This is a genomic window from Roseomonas alba (assembly GCF_019430885.1).
In the GTDB taxonomy this organism is placed as follows: Bacteria; Pseudomonadota; Alphaproteobacteria; order Acetobacterales; family Acetobacteraceae; genus Neoroseomonas; species Neoroseomonas alba.
The window spans coordinates 716,978-736,324 of sequence record NZ_JAHYBZ010000001.1 but is presented as its reverse complement, the minus strand read 5'-3'; the positions used below and the strand labels follow the sequence as shown (position 1 = coordinate 736,324).

Below are 19,347 nucleotides of genomic sequence, written 5' to 3'. Positions count from 1 at the left end.
GCCGAGGAGCCTTCGACGCCCCGGCATGGCATGCGCCCGATGGAACGTCGATCCGGCCGGCTCCGACCTGCTCGTCATGATCCCACCCCAACAATGATTGCGGCCGACACCTGAGATCGGCGGTCTGGCCATGTCAACGGCCCCATCCGCGCCTTCCGCGCCTCTCGGATGGACCCGGTGGCAAGCCGCACGCTCTCTGGGCAGGGCCGCTGCGGAAGAAGGCAGACGAGCGGGGTGACGCGGGATCCGGTCCCGGATCCGGATCACCCGCGCCGGCGCCGCGGCACCGGCGATCTTTCACGAACGCAGAAGAGTGCTTTCGTTTTCGCCGCGCCCTGCGGCGTTGCCTGAAACAGGCGCTCGGATGAAACCTGCGGCCAGACACGGCGAGGAAACGGCAGGAACGCGATGGCAGGCTCGGCAGGGCAGGACAGCTATGATCTGGTGGTGATCGGGTGCGGCGTCGCGGGGCTGTCCGCCGCCACCGCGGCCGCCGAGGCCGGGGCCCGCGTCGCGGTGCTGGAGCGCGCGCCACGAGAGGAGCGCGGCGGGCAATCCCGCTACACCGAAGCCTATCTCCGCATGAAGAGTCATTCGGAGGTGACCGATGACTTCGAGACGATGCTCGCGGAGAATGGCTCCCCGCCCTATCTCGACCCCGACCTCGCGCAGGAGGTGGCACGCGGCCCCGAGCATCGCGCCGGCTATGCGCGCGCCGTCGCGCTGATCGACCCGGAGGTGGTCGGCACCTTCGCCGACGAGGCCGGCCCCACCATCGCCTGGCTGACCGGCCTCGGCGTGCGCTTCGATTTCCTGCCGACGCAGTTCCTCACGAAATCGCAGCCGCGCCTGTTGCCGGTCGGCGGCGGCGCCGCGCTGGTAGAGGCGCTGGCAGCCCGCGCCGAGGTCCTCGGCGTGGACTTCCATTACGAGACCACGGCACAGCGCCTTGAACAGGATGAGGATGGCCGCGTCACCGGCGTCGTCGCGCGCGCCGAGGGCGGGCTGCGCCGCTTCCGCGGCCCCGTCACCCTCGCCGCCGGCGGCTTCGAGGGTAATGGCGAAATGCTGACGCGCTATCTCGGCCCGCGCTCGGTCTATCTGCGCCCGGTCTGCAAGGGCGCGAACTACAATCGCGGCGAAGGCATCCGCATGGCGCTCGACATCGGCGCCGCGGCGAGCGGCGATTTCGGCAGCTACCATGCCGAGCCGGTCGATCCGCGCTCCGGCATCGCCGAACCCTCGGTCTTCATCTTCCCCTACGGCATCCTGGTGAACAAGGCCGGCCAGCGCTTCGCCGACGAGGCGCCCGGCACCGTCGATGCCTATTACGAGCGCGTCACGCGCCGCATCTACGAACAGGCGGAGGGCATCGCCTGGGTCGTGCTCGATGCGCGCCACATGCGCATCCCGAACTACCGGCTCGGCATCCGCACGGACAAGCCGCCCATCGTCGGGCAGACCGTGGCAGACCTCGCCACCGCCATCGGCGTGCCGCCCGATGCGCTGGAAGCGACCGTCGCGACCTACAACGCCGCCTGCGTCGCGGGCGAGTGGAAGCCGCTGGAGCTCGACGGCCTGGCGACGCAGGGGCTGAATCCGCCGAAGTCGAACTGGGCAACGCCACTCGTCGAGGCGCCCTTCCATGCTTATCCGATCATCTCCTCCAACGTCTTCACCTTCGGCGGCGTGAAGATCGACGGGCGCGCGCGCGTGCTCGATGCCAGCGACAGGCCGATCCCCGGCCTCTACGCCGCGGGCGAGATCATCGGCACCTATTGGGGCAACTACACGGGCGCGACCTCGGTGCTGAAGGGTCTCGTCTTCGGGCGCCTGGCCGGCACCGACGCGGCGCAGCGGCGGTCCAACGCGTGAGCACATCCGATCTCGCCGGCCGCGTCGCCCTGGTCACCGGGGCGGCCGGCGGCATCGGCCGCGCGGTGGCGACGGCGCTCGGCGATGCGGGCGCGTCGCTCGCCCTCGCCGACATCCGCGAACCGCCCGCTCCACCCGACGCACTGACGATGGCCGTGGACGTGACGCGCCGAGATGCCATCGCGGCGATGGTCGCACGCACGGTCGAACGCTTCGGCCGGCTCGACATCCTGGTGAATGTCGCGGGCGTGGTCTCCACCGGCGCGGCGGAAACGCTGCCGGAAGCGGAGTGGGATCGCGTCCTCGGCATCAACCTCAAGGGCACCTTCCTCTGCTGCCAGGCAGCGATCCCGGCCATGCGCGCCAACGGCTTCGGCCGCATCGTCAACATCGGGTCCATCATCGGCAAGAATGGCGGCAATGCGCGCCCCTGGCTCGACAAGGGCGAACTCGATCGCGCCGGCAACGTCGCCTACGGCGTGTCGAAGGCCGGCGTTCACGCGTTGACGTATTTCCTCGCGCGCGAGGTGGCGGCGAACGGCATCACCGTGAATGCGGTCGCCCCCGGCCCCATCGCCTCGGCCATGACGACGAACTTCCCCGCCGCGCTGCAGGCGCTGATCCCAGTGGGCCGCATGGGCCGCGCGGAGGAGGTGGCCGCCGCCGTCGCCTTCCTCGCCGGTCCCTCCGCCGGCTTCATCACGGGCGAGGTGCTCGATGTGAATGGCGGCATGTGGGCGGACTGAACGGAGCGACCATGCGGATCTGGCATCACAGTTTCACCGTGCTCGGCAACCTGCCGCCCTATGCGGCGGCGTTGCAGGAGCATTTCGCGCGCGTCGCCGCCCCGGGTACCGAGGTGGTGATGCACGGCATGCATCCGGGCACCTACCAGACCGAGTATCCCGGGAACGACATCAAGTTCGCCTATTTCCAGACGCTGCACAGCCAGCAATTCGTCATGGGTGCGATCGCGGCGGAGGAGCAAGGCTTCGACGCCTTCGCCCTGGCCACCTTGCCCGAGCCCTCGTTGCAGGAGATCCGCAGCATCGTGGACATCCCCGTCGTCGGCTACGGGGAGAGTGCGATGCTGGCGGCGACCATGCTCGGCCAGCGCATCGGCGTGCTGCTCTTCATCCAGGGCATGGCCGGCACGGTGGAACGCAATGTCGAACGCATGGGCCTCGCGTCCCGTTTCGTCGGCGCGCATGAGGTCGGCTTCGGCTTCACCGATGTGCTGGCCGGCTACGCCGGCGACACCGCCCCGCTGATCGAACGCTTCCGCGCCGATGCCCGCGCCCTGATCGCGCGCGGCGCCGACGTCATCATCCCCGGCGAGGCACCGCTCTGCCTGCTGCTCGCCAAGGCCGGCGTGAACGAGGTGGATGGCGTGCCGGTGGTGGATTCCCTCGCCGCCACCATCAAGACCGCCGAGATGATGGTCGGACTGCGCCAGGTGACCGGCGTCTCGCCGAACCGGCGCGGCTATTTCCAGGCGAAGCCGCCGCGCGCGCGGGTGAAGGAACTGCTGGGCTTCTACGGCCTCAACCAGCTGCCGAACCGCCCGGGCTGAGGCGGCGACGACGGGAGGAACAACCATGAACAGACGTCATCTGCTGGGTCTCGCGGCAGCCCTTCCGGCGCTGCCGCACCCTGCGCGCGCGCAGGAGCGCTTCCCTACGCATCCTGTCCGCGTGATCATCCCCTTCGCCGCCGGCGGCAGCACCGACATCATGGCGCGCCTCTGCGCGCAGATGCTGACGGATCGCCTCGGCCAGCCAGCGGTGCCGGAGAACATCACCGGCGCCGGCGGCATGATCGGCGCGCAACGCGTGCTCGACGCGCCGGCGGACGGCCACACGCTGCTGGCCGGCACACCGGGGCCGGTCACCATCAACCCGCATCTCGCGCCGCGCATGCCCTATCATCCGCTGCGCGACTTCGAGGCCGTGGTCTTCGTCGGCGACAGCCCCGCCGTCGCGGTGGTGCGCCGCGACAGCCCGATCCGCTCCGTCCAGGACATCGTCGCGCGCGCCAAGGCGGAGCCCGGCAAGCTCACTTTCGCTTCCGCCGGCATCGGATCCTTCGCCCATCTCAGCGGCGAACTGTTCAAGGCACGCGCCCAGGTGGACATGGTCCATGTGCCATATCGCGGCACCGCGCCGGCGGTGACGGACATGCTGGCCGGCCATGTCGACACGATGTTCGAGAACTATCCTTCCGTGCAGTCCTACATCGCCTCGGGCGAGTTGCGGCCGCTCGCCATCGGCTCGGCGCGGCGCTCGCCGCTGGTGCCGAACCTGCCGACGATGATCGAGGAAGGCGTGCCCAACTACGATTCCAGCTCCTGGTTCGGCCTGTTCCTGCGCGCGGGCACGCCGGCCGGTGCGATCGACGCCGTGAACCGCGCCATCAACGAAGGGCTGCGCGACCAAGCCACCATCGCACGCCTGACGACCATGGGCGTCGAGCCGATCGGCGGCAGCCCCGCCGACTTCAAGGCCTATGTCACCCGCCGCTTCGAGGAGACCGGCGCGCTGATCCGCACGGCCGGCATCACGGCAGGTTGAGAGGGAAACAGCAGTCATGACATCGACTCTTGCCAGGCGCCGCACGGTGCTCGCCGCGACCGCCGCCATCGCCACGGCCCCGCGCCTCGCCAGGGCCCAGGCCTGGGCACCGACCCGGCCGGTGCGCCTCGTCGTCGCCTATCCGCCCGGCGGGGCGACCGACCTCGTCGCCCGCTGGGTGGCGCGGGAACTCTCGCCGCGCCTCGGCCAACCCGTGGTGGTGGAAAACCGGCCAGGCGCCAATGGCATCCTCGGCTCCCAGGCCGTGCAGCAATCGGCACCCGACGGCCATACCTTCATCTTCACCACCGCTGACACGCATTCGGTGAACCCGGTCGTCTATCGGCGCCTGCCCTATCAACCGCAGACCTTCGTCCCGGTCTCCGCCGTCGCGCGGCTGGTCTTCTCGGTCGTCACGCGGCCGGGGCTCGGCATGCGCACCATCCCGGACTTCGTGGCGCTGGCGCGCAGCCGCGCGGACAACCCCCTCACCTACGCATCCTGGGGCGTGGCCAGCACCTCCCAGGTCATGATGGAGACCTTCAAGCACGAGACGCAGACCGCCATGCAGCACGTCCCCTTCCAGGGCGCGTCGCCGGCCGTCGCGGCGCTGCTCGGCGACCAGGTGGATGCGATGATGCTGCCAGTCGCCGTCGCACTCGGACAGGGCGGGCGCCTGCCGATCCTTGGCGTTGCCACGGCGCGGCGCTTCCCGGCGATCCCGGAGGTCCCGACCTTGGCCGAACAGGGCGTCGATCTGTCGGGCGATCTGTGGCTCTCGATCCTCGCCCCGCCCGGCACGCCGGATGCCATCGCCGACCGCGTGTCGCAGGAGACCCAGGCCTTCGTGCGCGCGCCCGAGGCACGCGACTTCATGACGCAGAACGGCCTGATCGCCGACATCGCCGATCGCCGGCAATTCATCGCCTATCTGCAGGAGGAGGACGCCATCTGGCGCGCGCGCGTCGCGCGGCTGAACGTCCGCCTCGATGACTGACCCTTCGAAACAGCAGCCGAGGATGGCATGAGTTCGATCTACCTGGTGCTCGACATGGAAAACGACCTGGTCGCGGAGGACGGCCCCAACGGCAAGGGCCCGCTCGGCGCCCTGGTCCGCAGCCGCGGCATCATTCCCCGCACCGCCGCCGCGATCGCCAAGGCGCGCGCGGCCGGCGTGCCGATCGGCTATGTCCGCGTCGGCTTCTCGCCCGACTACCGGGAGGCGCCGACCACTTCGGCGATCTTCAACGGTGCGCGGCAGCACGGGCTGTTCAAGCTCGGCAGTTGGGGCACCGAGGTCCACAAGGATCTCGCGCCGCAGCCGGGCGACTTCGACATCGTCAAGCACCGCGTCAGCCCGTTCTATGCAACGAGCCTCGAGGCGATCCTGCGCGCGCATGGCATCCGGCGGATCTTCTGTTCCGGCGTGTCCACCATCGCCGTGGTGCAGGGCACGGTACGCGATGCCCATGACCGCGACTATGTGTGCACCGTCATCGAGGATTGCTGCGCCTCGCCCACCAACGAGGATCATGACGCCGCGATCCGCGTGCTGCAGCGCTTCGCCACCTTCACCACATCCGACGCGGTCGACTTCACGGCCTGACCGCGCATCGCGCGACGCGTCGCCAGCGCCCCGGGAGCGATCCCGGGGCGCTTTTCGTTTGTGCACTGCCGTCGGCATTTCGTCTTTCGTGAATGGAGTATTCGCGAACCATGCCGTGCTCGCTGCTGGACCCACTCCAGGGCTCGCCGATAATCCCCCGCGTGTCGCAGGACGACACCAATGGACCAACGGCAGCAAGGCACGGCAATGGCGCAGGAGGAAGCCCTCGGGGCAATCGATGTCATCGTGGTCGGCGCGGGCAACGCGGCGATGTGCGCCGCCCTGTCCGCGCAGGAGGCCGGCGCCCGTGTGCTGGTGCTGGAACGCGCGCCGGAGGAGGATCGCGGCGGCAACAGCGCCCATAGCGGCGGCGCCTTCCGCACCGTCTATGACGGCGTCGAGGATCTGCAGCGCATCGTCCCCGACCTCACGGACGCCGAGATCGCGATGACTGATTTCGGCACCTATACGCGCGACACCTATTTCGACGACTGCATGCGCCTGTCCAACTGGCGTGCGAATGCGGACCTGATCCAGGTGCTGGTGGACCACAGCCTGCCCACCATGGTCTGGATGCGCGAGAAGGGCGTGCGCTTCGTGCCCATCTACGGCCGCCAGGCCTTCAAGCTGGACGGGAAGTTCAAGTTCTGGGGCGGGCTGACGGTGGAAGCCGTCGGCGGTGGGCGCGGACTGATGGACATGCTCTTCGCCTCCGCGGCGAAGCGCGGCATCAAGGTCCTGTATGGTGCGCGCGCCGTCAGTCTGATCGCCGACGATGACGGCGTGCATGGTGTGGAGGTGATCCACCAGGGCAAGCGGCGCGCGATCCGCTCCGGCGCCGTGGTGCTCGGCGCCGGTGGCTTCCACGCCAATGCCGAATGGCGCGCGCGCTACCTGGGCCAGGACTGGGACCTCGCCAAGCCGCGCGGCACGCGCTTCAACACCGGCGACGGCATCCAGATGGCGCGCGACGTCGGCGCGCTGTCCTACGGTCACTGGTCTGGCTGCCACGCCGTCGCCTATGACCGCTGCGCCCCCGAATTCGGCGAGCTCGGCCTGGCCGGGCAGCAGAAGAACGGCTTCCCCATGGGCATCATGGTGAACCTCCGCGGCGAGCGCTTCTTCAACGAGGGCGCGGATTTCCGCAACTACATCTACGCGACGCTCGGCAAGGCGGTGCTGGAACAGCCCGCCGGCCTCGCCTGGCAGATCTTCGACCAGCACGTCGCGCATCTTCTCTCGGACGAATACCGCATCCGCCAGATCACCAAGATCGAGGCCAACACGATCGAGGAGCTCGCCGACCGGATGGGCGATGTCGATCGCGAAGGCTTCCTGCGCACCGTGCGCGAATGGAACGCCGCGGTGCAGCGCGACGTGCCCTTCAACCCGAACATCCGTGACGGGCGCGGCGTTCCCGGGCTGAAGGTGCCGAAGACCAATTGGGCCAATCCGCTCGACAAGCCGCCCTTCATCGCGATCGGCATCACCTGCGGCGTCACCTGCACCTATGGCGGCATCCGCGTCGACGAGACGGCCATGGTGGTCAGCGAGGACGGGCCACGCATCCCCGGCCTCTACGCGACCGGCGAGATGGTGGGCGGCCTCTATTACACCGGCTATCCCGGCGGTGCCGGCCTCATGTCGGGCTCCGTCTTCGGACGCTCCGCCGGCGCGGGTGCGGCTGCCTATGCGCGGCAGGTGTCGGCCGCGTGATGATGGAAACCGACATCCTCGTCGTCGGCGGTGGCGCCGCCGGCTTCGCCGCCGCGCTCGAAGCGGCTGAACGCGGCGCCGAGGTCCTGATGCTGGAAAAGCTGTCCGAGACGGGCGGCTCCTCGGCCATGAGCGGCGGCTGCCTCGCCTTCGCCGGCACCGACATGCAGCGCGAACAGGGCATCGCGGACGATGCGGCGCTGCTGGCGCGCGACCTGAAGCAGCTCGGCGGCGGTGCGGCGGATGATGCGCTGATCGCCGTCTATGCCGACCATCAGCTCGAGACCTATGACTGGCTGAAGGCGCATGGCCAGGTCTTCGCGCCGGGGCTGGAGGCCTCCTCGGGCCAATCCGTCCCGCGCGTGCACACCGTCGATCCGGCGGATCTGGTGCGGCTGCTCGCCGCGCGCTGCCGCGCGACCGGCAAGGTGACGCTGCTGACCAACACCGCGGCGCGACGGCTGCGGCGCGATGCCACCACCGGCCGCGTCACCGGCCTGCTGGCCGAAGGCCCGGATGGCGCCCTCGACATCACAGCCCGCCGCGGCGTGATCCTGGCCAGCGGCGGCTTCAGCCGCAATCCCGAACTGCTCGCGCAATTCGCGCCGGCCTGCGAGCACGCGGTCTTCGTCGGCGGAGAGGGCAATGCCGGCGACGGGCTGCGCATGGCCTGGGCGCTCGGTGCCGACCTGCGCGACATGGCGCAGATCAAGGGCACCTTCGGCAAGCACCCGACCGACGAGCTGAACAACCATAGCTGCCTCTGCGTCTACAAGGGTGCGATCGCGGTGAACCAGGATGGCCGCCGCTTCGTCGATGAATCGCTCTCCTACAAGCTGCTCGGCGAGGCCTGCCTGCGCCAGCCCTACGGCACCGGTTTCCAGATCCTCGACGCCCCGATCATGGCGAGCGGCGACAACGAGGTCCGCATCCTCGACTTCGAGCGGCGGCTGGAGGAAGGCCTCTTCATCGAGGCCGACACGCTGGAGGATCTCGCACGCCAGATCGAGGTGCCCGAGGCGACGCTGCTGAAGACCGTCGCCGACTACAATCGCTTCGTCGATGCCGGCGAGGACCCCGAATTCGGCCGCCGCCACATGGTGCACAACCACGGCGCGCTGCGGCGGATCGAAACGCCGCCCTTCTACGCCTATCCCTCCACCGCCGCCGTGTACGGCACCTATTGCGGCCTGCGCGTGGACCCGCAGATGCATGTGATCGACGTCTTCGGCGAGCGCATCGATGGCCTTCTGGCCGCCGGCGAGGTGGTCGGCGGATTCCACGGCAACGCCTACATGACCGGTTCTGCGCTGGGCAAGGCGCTGATCTTCGGCCGCATCGCCGCCCGCACCGCCGTGGCGGCCTGACCGCCATGGAGATTGTGGTCCTGCTCGCCGGCGTGGTGGATCCGAAGTGGCGGCTGGAACGGCTCGCATTACGGGCGGGCGGCGAGCAGCCGGACGAAACCGGCCTGCCCTATCGCCTCAGCCCTTTCGACGAGGCGGCGCTGGAGACGGCGCTGAAGCTGCGCGACGCCGATCCCGCGATCCGCGTCACAGCCGTGATCCCGGGCGATGCGGCCCGCGATCCGCTGCTGCGCGCGGTGATGGCGCTGCGCCCGCATCGCGTCTTCCGCTTCGACACTGCCGGCGCGCCGCTCTGGGACCCCCACGCTGCCACCCGCCTGCTCGCCGCCGCGGTCGATGCCGCTGCTGCGGCCGGGCTGGTGCTCATGGGCCGTGAGTTCGGCGACGGCGATGACGGCGTCCTGCCACCCCTGCTCGCCACGGCGCGCGGCTGGACCTTCTGCGGCCAGGCGCATGCCCTGGCCCTTGCCGACGGTGCCATCGTCGCGCACCGCATGCGCGGCCCGCGCGAGGAGGCGATCGCGCTGGCGACGCCAGCCCTGGTGAGCGTGACCAACGATCGCAGCAACCGCCTGCGCCACCCGCTGATGAAAAACGTCGTGCTGACCAGGCGCGAGCCGATCGAGATCGTGACCATGCCGGCCGATGCCGGTCCGATCGCCCTGCACGCCCGCTCGCTCGCCGTCGTCCCGCCGCCGCAACGCGGCGCCGGCGCCTGCCGCATGCTGGAAGGCCCGCTCGACACGCAGATCGCCGAGATGGCGACCTATCTGCGCGATTGGCGTGACGGAGCGTCGCGATGACCCGCCGCATCCTCGCCCTGGTCCCGCTCGGCGATCCCGCGGTTTCCGATCCCTGCGCCGCGATCGCCGCCGCCGCGGATGTCGCGGCGCGGCACGGGCTTCGGGCCGGCGCGATGCTTCTCGGAACAGCCTCCGACATCGATACCGCTGCCGCCCAGGCAGCGCGGGAGGGTGCGGTGGAGATCGTGCTCGCGACCCATCGCGCGTCCGATGATCCGCCGCTGGTCGAACACCTCCTGGCGTCCTTTGCCCACCTGCTTGCCGAGGATGAGGACGCGCTCCTGCTGCTCCTGCCCGGCGGCGCGGTGGGGGAAGAACTCGCCGCGCGCCTCGCCGCCCGCATCTACGCTGTCCCACTCGGCCGATGCAACGCGCTGGCGCTGGACGGCCACACGGTGACCGCGCATCGCGCGACCTATGGCGGCCGCGCGGAGCTGGTGGTGGAAACCGATGCACCCCGCTGCATCGCCGTGCTGCGGCGCCCGATGGAGACGCCGCCCGCGGTCGCGGCACCGACGGTGACGCGGGTCGAACTCGACATTCCGCTACCGCAGGACGTGCCCCAGCCGATGATCCAACCTGCCGCCGCCGACCGTCCCCGGCGTGTCGATGCGGCGCGGCTGGTCGTCTCCGGCGGCCGCGGCATGGGTGGGCCGGACGGCTTCGCGCAGCTCCACGAACTCGCCGCGCTGCTCGACGCCGCGACGGGCGCGAGCCTGCCCGCCGTCGATGCCGGCTGGGCCAGCGTGTCGCAGCAGGTCGGCCAGTCGGGCGCCTTCGTGGCCCCCGATCTGTACCTCGCCGTCGCGATGTCCGGCACGCCCCAGCATCTCGCCGGCATCGCGCTGCGCAGCCGCATCGCCGCCATCAACAGCGACCCCGAGGCCGACATCTTCCGCGTCGCGGAGATCGGCCTCGCCGCACCCTGGCAGGAGGTCCTGCCTCGGCTCATCGAGAAGATCCGCGACGGCTGACGGGGCCGACATCACCCACATCGAGAACGGGAGGACAGGAATGCCACACATCACAACAACACGCCGCCTGCTGCTGGGCGGCGGCGCCGCCCTGGCGCTGCCGGCGCTTTCGGCCTTCGCGCAGGCGTTTCCCGATCGCCCCATCCGCCTCATCATCGGCTTCCCGCCGGGTGGGTCGAACGACGTGACCGCGCGCATCCTGCAACCCCGCCTGCAGGAACTGCTCGGCCAGCCGATCGTCATCGAGAACCGCCCGGGCGCCAACGCGACGCTCGCGGCCGACTACGTCCAGAAATCGCCGCCCGACGGCTACACGCTCTACCTCGCGAGTTCGAGCCCGCTGGTGATCGCGCCGCACACCAACCGCAACATCAACTACAATGCCGGCACCGACTTCGCCGCCGTCGCGACGGTGGCGGCGACCCCCTCGGTGCTCGCGGTCGGTCCCGCCAGCCGCGCCCATACGGTGCAGGAATTCATCGCCGAGGCGCGGCGCGGGCCGGTGAACATCGCCTCATCCGGCGCCGGCGGCCTCGCGCATCTCGCCATCGAGATCCTGCGCCGCGAAATCAGCCCGAACATCACGCATGTCCCCTATCGCGGCGGCGGCCCGGCCGCGACCGACACCATGGCGGGCAATGTGCAGGGCGTGATCGTCGATCTCGCGGCGATCTATGGTCTCATCAAGGACGGCAAGCTTCGCGCGCTGGCGGTCATGTCCGACCGGCGCAGCCCGCTGCTGCCGGACGTCCCGACCTTCACCGAGGTCGGCGTGCCCGGTGTCGTCGCCGTCAACTGGGTCGCGATCGTGGCACCGCTGCGTACGCCCGAGCCCATCCTGCAGCGCCTCTACACCGCCTTCACAGACGTCGCGAAGGCGCCGGAGACCCGCGAACGCTTCGCCGCCGTCGGCCTGGAGACCATGACCATGGCCTCGCCCGCCGCGACCCAGGCCTTCCTGCGCAGCGAATGGGACAAATGGGGCGCGGTCGCGCGCAGTTCCGGCGCGCGCGCCGACGAGTAAGCGCGCCTTCGCCGAAAGGTCCTTTCGCATCTGGCGCGTGGACCCGCGCGCCGGACGCCCCCTAGCGTTCCGGACAAGCACAAGGAGGAAGCAATCCATGTCCCGTGATGCGCGCATCGCTGCGCCAAGACGCAGCCTCTTGGCCGCTGCCGGCGTGGCGCTCCTGGCACGGCCGGCGCTGGCCCAGGCCCGCCCCATCCAACTGGTGGTCCCCTTCGCCGCCGGTGGCGGCACCGACATCGTCGCTCGCCACTTCGCCAATGCCGCGAGCCGCTTCGGCACGACCATGGTCGTCATGCCGATGCCCGGCGGCGGCGGGGCGCGCGGCAGCCGCTACGTGCTGGACGCCGCGGCAGACGGCAACACGCTGCTCTTCGGCACCATGGGCTCCAACGTGCTGACACCGATGATGAACGACGTCGGATTCCAGCCCGACAGCTTCGCGCCGGTCGCGATCATCGCCGCGACCACGCATGTCTTCTGCGTCGCCGGCACCTCGCCGATCCAGACCATGACGGATCTTCTCGCCGCCGCGCGCCGTCGCAGCGTCAGCTACTCCTCGGCCGGCGTCGGCAGCGTCGGCCACGTGCTGATGGAAGTCTTCGCGCGCCGCACGAACACCGAATTCCTGCACGTTCCCTATACGGGCAGCGCCGGCGCGCTCGCCGCCGTGCTCGGCGGGCATGTGGACATGACGCTGCCCACCACCGGCTCCGCGCTGCCCTCGATCCGCGACGGGCAGATCCGCCCCCTCGCGGTCACCGCCGCGAACCGCTCGGTCGAGGCGCCCGACATCCCGACGACGCGCGAGGCCGGCGTCGACGTGCTGGTCGCGAACTGGCGCGGCATCCTCGCACCACCGGGCACGCCGGCCGCGACGCGCAGCGCCCTGACCGACCTGTCCCGCCGCATTGTCGCCGATCCGGAATTCGTCCGGCAGGCGAGCCATGCCGAAGGCGAACCGCCGATCTTCGTCGATGGCGACGGCTTCGGCCGGCAGATCGCCGCGGAGATGGCGGAGTACCGCGACGTGATCGCCACCATGCGCCGCACCTGACAGGACGGAATCGGAGACGACCCCATGACCGAAGGCCGCATCCTCGCAACGGGCCTGAAATTCCCCGAAGGCCCCGCGGCAATGCGCGACGGTTCCGTGCTGGTAGCGGAGATCGCCGGCGGCACCATCCGCAAGGTGGCGCCCGACGGCACCGCCTCCGTCTTCGCGACGACTGGCGGCGGGCCGAACGGCCTCGCCTTCGGCCCGGATGGCGCGCTCTATGTCTGCAACAACGGCGGCAACACCTATGGCGCCGGCCACTTCACCGCGACCGGCCCGGCCGCCGACTACGATGGCGGGTCCATCCAGCGCGTCGACATGGCAACCGGCGCGGTGCGCACGCTCTACACGCATTGCGGCGCGAACCGCCTCTCCTCACCCAACGATCTCGTCTTCGATGGCGCGGGCGGCTTCTACTTCACCGACATCGGCAAGAAGTTCGCGCGCAACCGCGACCATGGCGGCGTCTATTACGCGCTGGCCGATGGCTCGCGCGTCACGGAGATCGCCTATCCCTTCGCCGCCGCCAATGGCTGCGGCCTCTCGCCCGACGGCAGGACCCTCTACGTCGCCGAGACCGAGACCTCCCGCATCTGGGCCTTTGACATCACCGCACCGGGCGTCGTGAAGCGCGCCGGCTTCCCCTCCCCCAATGGCGGGCGGCTGCTCTGCGGCCTGCCGGGCTTCCAGCGCTTCGACAGCCTCGCGGTGGATTCCGCCGGCAATGTCTGCGTCGGCACATTGATGACCGGGCACATCACCGTCATCGCCCCGGATGGCACGGTGCTGCGCCAGGTGAAGACGCCCGACATCTACCCCACCAACATCTGCTTCGGCGGGCCGGACCTGCGCACCGCCTACATCACGCTGTCGGAGACCGGGCGCCTGCTCGCCCTCGACTGGCCCGTGCCGGGCCTCGACCTGCACCACGCGCTCTGACCGCACCCCTGCCCGGAAGGAAACCGCCATGTCCTCCGTGATCGCCGCCGCGCCGGACGCGGCCACCGCCATCCCGCTCAGCCGCGCCCTCGCACGGCTTGTGCTCGACCGGCATCGCCGCGGCCTTCCCCCCGACGTCCAGGCGCGCGCCGAGCTGCACGCGCTCGACAGCCTCGGCATCGCCATCGCCGCGCGGCCCGTGCTGCCGATCTGCCAGCAGGTGATCGAGGCCATGTCCTTCGGCACCACCGGCGGCACCAGCGCCATCATCGGCGGCGCGGAGCGCCTGCCGCCCGCCGCCGCCGCCTTCGTCAATGCCGCCCTCGCCCATGCGCTCGACTATGACGACATCCATGACGTCGCGCGGCTGCATCCAACCACGGTGACGCTGCACGCCGCGCTCGCCGTGGCGGAACCGGCCGGCGCCGACATGGCGCGCGTGCTCTCGGCCATGGCCCTCGGCAACGAGGTGATGTGCCGCCTCGGCGAGGCCTGCGCGCCGAGCGGCGGCGGCCCGGGCTCCGACTGGTTCCTCACCCAGCTCTTCGGCTATCTCGGCGGCTGCGTCGCCGCCTGCGTCACGCTCGACATGACCGAGGAGCAGCTCGTCTCGGCACTCGGCCTCGCCTACATGCAGCTCGCCGGCGGCAAGGAGGCGGGCTTCGGCGTCGGCTCCACGGCACGCTCCATCTATCCGGCCTTCGCCGCGATGGGCGGCGTGCAGGCGGCGCTGCTCGCCCGGGCCGGCGTGTCGGGGCCGGAGACGGCGCTGGACGGCGCGGCGGGGATGTTCCGCATCTATCTCGGCGGTGACGCCGGCCCGGCGACGCGCGCCGCGGTGATCGACCGGCCTGGCTGGTGCTGGCTTGCCACCGAGGTGAAGCCCTGGCCGAGCTGCCGCCTCTCCCATCCCTATGTCGCCGCGGCGCTGGCCCTGCGCGAACGGCTCGGCGGCCCGCCGGCGCGCGGGCGCATTGCGGTCGCCGTGAACGCCTCCGCCGCCAAGCTCTGCCACCCGATCGCGGGGCGCCGCGTGCCGGACACGTTGCAGGACGCGAAATACAGCATCCCCTTCATGACCGCCTTCACCCTGGCCCATGGCCGCGTCGACCTGGACACGCTCGGCCCGCAGGTGACGGGCGACGCGGCGGCGCTCGCCCTCGCCCAGCGCATCGACATCTTCGAGACCATGCCCGACAAGCCCGGCCATCCGCCCGCGGAGATCACCGCCGAGGGGCCCGACGGGCCGGTCACGGTGCGGCGCACCGCGGCACCCGTGCTCGATGCGGCGGGCGTGCGGGCGAAATTCGAGGAATGCCTGCGCCATGCCGGACGGGACGACGCGTCAGGCGCCACCTGGGACGCGCTGCTGCGGGCGCTGCGCCACGGCAGCGCCGCAGATCTCGTCGCGGCCGTGCCGAGGTAGGCAGGTGGTCCGGGACAGGCGCCGCCTTCCGAACGGCCCCTCATGCCAGCGGCGGCCCCTGTCCCGATCTGCAGAATTGGAGGGGCTTTGCCCCATACGCGCAAAGATTGGGGCGATGGCGCATCGGGGAAGGGCTCTGCCCCCCGAACCCCCACCCGCCAAAGGCCCGAGGCCTTTGGAAACCGTCACTTGGCGCCGGGCGCCAACAGATTGCGTTCCAAGTGCTCCAAGCACTTGGCGGGGTGAGGTTTGGAGAGGGGCGGCGCCCCTCTCCAACGGCCCGCCGCGCCTCATCGTCGCGCGTATGAGGCGGAGCCCCTCCAATCTTCCACGGTCACCCGCGTTCAATAAGAACCGCTGCGATCAGCGCGCCCGGATCGGAATCGGTGCCGAATCCGGCTGAGCCCCGAAATGCGACGCCAGGAATTCCACCAATGCCCGCACCTTCGGCGGCGTGAACCGGGTGCGCGGATAGACGGCGTAGAAGGTCTGCTCGTCCATTTCCCAGTCCGGCAGCAGCCGCACCAGTTCCCCCCGCCGGCAGGCGCGGTCGGCCAGCACGTCGAGCACGTAGATCAGCCCCGCGCCATGCGCGGCGGCCTGGATCAGCGCGTCGGTGCTGTTGAAGAACAGGTTTCCTTCCGGCCGGATCGTGTGGCGTTCCTCGCCGCGCTGGAAGTGCCAGATGCGCAGATCCCCGCTCGGCGAGCCTGAGAAACCCAGGCAGTGCTTCGGCTCCACCTCGGCGGGCGATGCCGGCTCCCCATGCTGCTGGAGGAAGGCGGGCGCCGCGCAGAGCACGTAGCGTGCGCGATAGATCAGGCGTGCCACCAGCTCCCCCGATTCCACCGCCTCCATGCGGATGCCGACATCCACGCCGTGCTTGATCAGGCTCCCGACCTCGTTGCTGAGGGTAGTGGCGACACGCAGTTCCGGGTGCAGCGCGCTGAACCGGGCCAGGGCCGGCCCGACCACCAGGTGGCCGACGGCGATCGGCGTCTCCAACCGCACCACGCCGCGTTCGCGCTCGCTCATATCGGCCTCAGCCTCGCCGATCTGCTCGAGGATCGAACGGCACCGCTCGTAGTAACGCGCGCCCTCCTCGGTGAGGCGGACATAGCGCGTCGAACGCTGCAGCAGCGTCGTGCCGAGATGCGCCTCGAGCTTGCGGATCAGCGTTGTCACGGAGGCATTGGCGATGCCCATCTGCGCCGCGGCGCGCGACATGCTGCCGCTGTCCACCGTCCGCACGAAGGTCTCCATGGCCAGGAGCCGGTCCATCGTTCTGCTTCCTCCCGCCCGGCCAGAATATGCCGGCGAAAGGCCAGTTTCGGGCGTGCGGGCCCGGTGGACAAGCAGCGCCGTGCGGATCGACGGCTTGGTCCGTCGTCCGGGATCATCCCATGGGCGCCGCTGCGACGCCCGATGGGACGATCCGCTTGCCCTCACATGCCCAGGGCGCGCCGGTACAGGTCGAGCAGCGTCTCCTGCTCCTCGACGTCCGCCGGCTCCTGCTTCCGGATGCGGATGATCTGGCGGATCACCTTCACGTCGAAGCCAGCCGACTTCGCCTCGGCCATGATGTCCTTGATGTCGGAGGAGAGCGCCTTCTTCTCCTCCTCCAGCCGCTCCACCCGCTCGATGATGGATCGCAGCCGGTCGGCCGCAATGCCGCCGACCTCGGTATCGTCCTGTTTGGTCGCAGCCTGCGACATGGTCCCCGCCTCCGTCTGAAGGGCGGCGGGTTTAGCCCTGGGGCGGCGCGCCATCAACCTTGCTCTGCTCAGTGGCCCGGATTCGCCGCGGCGAATTTCGCCTTCTGCTCGGCCGATGCCTCCTTCTGATGCTTGGCCTGCCACTCCTTGTAGGGCATGCCGTACACGATCTCGCGCGCATCCGGATCGGCGAGCGGGATGCCGCGCCCCTCGGCGGCCTCGCGATACCAGCGCGACAGGCAGTTCCGGCAGAATCCCGCCAGATTCATCATGTCGATGTTCTGCACATCGGTCCGCTCGCGCAGATGCTCGACGAGCCGGCGGAAGGCCGCGGCCTCGAGCTCGGTGCGGGTGGTGTCGTCCATTTCGGGTGCTGGCATGGCGCGATCTCCTGTCTTGCGCCCAATCTGGTGCAGCGCCGGCCGGCCGCCAACCTCCGCCGCAACGGATTTGCCCCGCGCCCGCCGCCCCCGGTGTAGTCTGTCCTCCGCGCCCGGCGAAACGACCGCGGCGCGGGAGGCAACCACCATGTCGCACACCCTGCATCCGGAAGCGGCCGCCTTCGACCTCGCGGCCCTGACCCGAGCCCTGGAACACAGCGACGCCGACGCGCTCCTCGCCCTCTACGACGAGGACGCCGAGATGGAGATCATCGACCGCAACCGCCCGCCCAGCGCGCCGATGCGCCTGGTGGGCCGTCCCGCCATCGCCGCCTTCTGGCGCGACGTCTGCGCGCGGGAGATGACCCACGCCGTCGGCGAGGCCATCAGCACCCCGCACCGCGCCGCCTTCGTCGAGCGCTGCATCTACCCCGATGGCTGCCACGTGGTCTCGGCCATGACGCTGGAACTGCGCGACGGCCGCATCCGCCGCCACCTGACCGTCCAGGCCTGGGACGAGACAAGCTGCGGCTGACACCCCCCGGGTTGCATCACGGGCGGGACGACGGATGATGCCGCCCGACGAGACCTGGGGACGGAACGCATGCAATTTGACGACGCCACGGCCCGCGCGGCGTTGCGCCGCCTTTTCGACGCCGCGGTCGCCGCCGCCGACCCGCGCGTGGTCCTCGCCCGCCACCTGCCGGACAAGCCCGCCGGCCGCGTCCTCGTCCTCGGCGCCGGCAAATCCGCCGCCGTCATGGCCGCCGCCGTCGAGGATGCCTGGCCCGACGTGCCGATGCGCGGCCTGGTCGTCACCCGCTACGGCCACGGCCACCCGACCCGCCACATCGAGGTCGCCGAATCCGCCCACCCCGTCCCCGACGAGGCCGGCGCGACCGCCGCCCAACGCATGCTCACCCTCGCCGCCGAGGCGCGCGAGGGCGACCTGGTCCTCTTCCTCGTCTCCGGCGGCGGGTCATCCCTGACCACCCTTCCCGCCCCCGGCCTGTCGCTGGCGGACCTCATCGCCGTCAACAAGGCCCTGCTCGCCTCGGGTGCCACCATCCACGAGATGAACTGCATCCGCCGCCACCTCTCCGCCTTCTCCGGCGGCCGGCTCGCCGCGGCGGCCCACCCGGCGCGCGTGGTCACCCTGGCCATCTCCGACGTCCCCGGCGACGACCCCACGGTCATCGCTTCGGGCCCCACCGTCCCCGACCCCTCGACCTTCGACCAGGCCCGCGCCCTCGTCGCCCACTACCGCATGGCGCTGCCTGACGCAGTTACCGCCCATCTCGCCGCCGCCGCCGATGAATCCCCCAAGCCCGGCGACCCGCGCCTCGGCACCCCCGACTACCGCTTCATCGCCACCCCGCAGATGGCCCTGGAAGCCGCCGCCACCGCCGCGCGCGGCCTCGGCCTCTCCCCCCTCATCCTGGGCGACGCCCTGGAAGGCGAGGCCCGCGAACTCGGCACCGCCCTGGCCGGCATCGCCCTTTCCGCCCGCACCCACGGCCACCCGGTCGCCGCCCCCTGCGTCCTCCTCTCCGGCGGCGAGACCACGGTCACCATCCGCACGACACCCCCCGGCCGCGGCGGCCGCAACGGCGAGTGCCTCCTCGGCACCACCCTCGCCTTGGCCAGCGCGCCGGGCATCTACGCCCTCATGGCCGACACCGACGGCATCGACGGCTCCGAGGACAATGCCGGCGCCATCGCCACCCCCGACACCCTCGCCCGCGCCCGCACGGCCGCCCTCGACCCCCGAGCCCTCCTTGCCGCCCATGACAGCCACCGGCTGTTCTCGACACTGGGGGATCTGCTGACGACCGGCCCGACCCTGACCAACGTCAACGACTTCCGGGCCATCCTGGTCGCCTGACCGGCCCCCG

General features: G+C 70.7%; 19 protein-coding genes. 16 read left to right on the top strand and 3 right to left on the bottom strand.

The annotated features are described in order from the left end of the window. Positions 1–408: 408 nt before the first annotated feature. The 14 genes from KPL78_RS03375 (at position 409) to KPL78_RS03310 (ending at position 15,357) form a co-directional block, all read left to right on the top strand. A complete protein-coding gene (locus KPL78_RS03375; protein WP_219761462.1) occupies positions 409–1,875 on the top strand; it encodes an FAD-dependent oxidoreductase in 1,467 nt (488 codons plus the stop codon). Then, positions 1,872–2,621: an SDR family NAD(P)-dependent oxidoreductase gene (locus tag KPL78_RS03370; RefSeq protein WP_219761460.1), complete on the top strand. Its 750-nt coding sequence runs from the start codon at positions 1,872–1,874 to the stop codon at positions 2,619–2,621. The genes KPL78_RS03375 and KPL78_RS03370 overlap by 4 nt, the downstream gene beginning before the upstream one ends. Before the next feature lie 11 nt (positions 2,622–2,632). After that, positions 2,633–3,448: an aspartate/glutamate racemase family protein gene (locus tag KPL78_RS03365; RefSeq protein ID WP_219761458.1), complete on the top strand. Its 816-nt coding sequence runs from the start codon at positions 2,633–2,635 to the stop codon at positions 3,446–3,448. A gap of 25 nt (positions 3,449–3,473) precedes the next feature. Next, positions 3,474–4,445 (top strand): Bug family tripartite tricarboxylate transporter substrate binding protein, encoded by a 972-nt coding sequence (locus KPL78_RS03360; RefSeq protein WP_219761456.1) that lies wholly within the window; start codon positions 3,474–3,476, stop codon positions 4,443–4,445. A gap of 16 nt (positions 4,446–4,461) precedes the next feature. After that, positions 4,462–5,442 (top strand): Bug family tripartite tricarboxylate transporter substrate binding protein, encoded by a 981-nt coding sequence (locus KPL78_RS03355; protein WP_219761454.1) that lies wholly within the window; start codon positions 4,462–4,464, stop codon positions 5,440–5,442. Between the two features lie 27 nt (positions 5,443–5,469). Next, positions 5,470–6,051, top strand: a complete 582-nt coding sequence (locus KPL78_RS03350; protein ID WP_219761452.1) for a cysteine hydrolase family protein — start codon at positions 5,470–5,472, stop codon at positions 6,049–6,051. A gap of 180 nt (positions 6,052–6,231) precedes the next feature. Then, positions 6,232–7,767, top strand: a complete 1,536-nt coding sequence (gene tcuA / locus KPL78_RS03345; RefSeq protein ID WP_255568527.1) for an FAD-dependent tricarballylate dehydrogenase TcuA — start codon at positions 6,232–6,234, stop codon at positions 7,765–7,767. Then, positions 7,767–9,134, top strand: coding sequence for an FAD-dependent oxidoreductase (locus KPL78_RS03340; RefSeq protein WP_255568624.1), 1,368 nt, complete (start codon positions 7,767–7,769; stop codon positions 9,132–9,134). The genes tcuA and KPL78_RS03340 overlap by 1 nt, the downstream gene beginning before the upstream one ends. Positions 9,135–9,139: 5 nt before the next feature. Continuing rightward, positions 9,140–9,937, top strand: a complete 798-nt coding sequence (locus KPL78_RS03335) for an electron transfer flavoprotein subunit beta/FixA family protein (protein WP_219761449.1) — start codon at positions 9,140–9,142, stop codon at positions 9,935–9,937. Next, positions 9,934–10,911, top strand: a complete 978-nt coding sequence (locus tag KPL78_RS03330; RefSeq protein ID WP_219761447.1) for an electron transfer flavoprotein subunit alpha/FixB family protein — start codon at positions 9,934–9,936, stop codon at positions 10,909–10,911. Before KPL78_RS03335 ends, KPL78_RS03330 begins: the two co-directional genes overlap by 4 nt. A gap of 40 nt (positions 10,912–10,951) precedes the next feature. Next, positions 10,952–11,935, top strand: a complete 984-nt coding sequence (locus KPL78_RS03325; protein WP_219761445.1) for a Bug family tripartite tricarboxylate transporter substrate binding protein — start codon at positions 10,952–10,954, stop codon at positions 11,933–11,935. 97 nt (positions 11,936–12,032) lie between these two features. Then, positions 12,033–12,992: a tripartite tricarboxylate transporter substrate binding protein gene (locus tag KPL78_RS03320; protein ID WP_219761443.1), complete on the top strand. Its 960-nt coding sequence runs from the start codon at positions 12,033–12,035 to the stop codon at positions 12,990–12,992. 24 nt (positions 12,993–13,016) lie between these two features. Continuing rightward, entirely contained in the window at positions 13,017–13,931 is a 915-nt protein-coding gene (locus KPL78_RS03315) for an SMP-30/gluconolactonase/LRE family protein (RefSeq protein WP_219761441.1), read from the top strand. 28 nt (positions 13,932–13,959) lie between these two features. Next, the gene (locus tag KPL78_RS03310; protein WP_219761439.1) at positions 13,960–15,357 is read left to right on the top strand and encodes an MmgE/PrpD family protein; all 1,398 of its coding nucleotides are present in this window, start codon (positions 13,960–13,962) and stop codon (positions 15,355–15,357) included. Positions 15,358–15,720: 363 nt separating this feature from the next. Here the strand turns inward: KPL78_RS03310 and KPL78_RS03305 are convergent, their stop codons facing one another. The 3 genes from KPL78_RS03305 to KPL78_RS03295 form a co-directional block, all read right to left on the bottom strand. Beyond that, positions 15,721–16,638, bottom strand: coding sequence for a LysR family transcriptional regulator (locus tag KPL78_RS03305; protein ID WP_219761438.1), 918 nt, complete (start codon positions 16,636–16,638; stop codon positions 15,721–15,723). Positions 16,639–16,802: 164 nt separating this feature from the next. Further along, positions 16,803–17,072: a DUF2312 domain-containing protein gene (locus KPL78_RS03300; protein WP_219761436.1), complete on the bottom strand. Its 270-nt coding sequence runs from the start codon at positions 17,070–17,072 to the stop codon at positions 16,803–16,805. Positions 17,073–17,140: 68 nt separating this feature from the next. Next, positions 17,141–17,452 (bottom strand): DUF1244 domain-containing protein, encoded by a 312-nt coding sequence (locus KPL78_RS03295; protein ID WP_255568526.1) that lies wholly within the window; start codon positions 17,450–17,452, stop codon positions 17,141–17,143. 148 nt (positions 17,453–17,600) lie between these two features. Here KPL78_RS03295 and KPL78_RS03290 point away from each other — a divergent pair, with 148 nt between their 5' ends. Together KPL78_RS03290 and KPL78_RS03285 are read left to right on the top strand one after the other, a co-directional pair. Then, positions 17,601–17,987 (top strand): nuclear transport factor 2 family protein, encoded by a 387-nt coding sequence (locus KPL78_RS03290; protein WP_219761434.1) that lies wholly within the window; start codon positions 17,601–17,603, stop codon positions 17,985–17,987. Between the two features lie 69 nt (positions 17,988–18,056). After that, the gene (locus tag KPL78_RS03285; RefSeq protein WP_219761432.1) at positions 18,057–19,337 is read left to right on the top strand and encodes a glycerate kinase type-2 family protein; all 1,281 of its coding nucleotides are present in this window, start codon (positions 18,057–18,059) and stop codon (positions 19,335–19,337) included. The last annotated feature ends 10 nt before the right edge of the window (positions 19,338–19,347 follow it).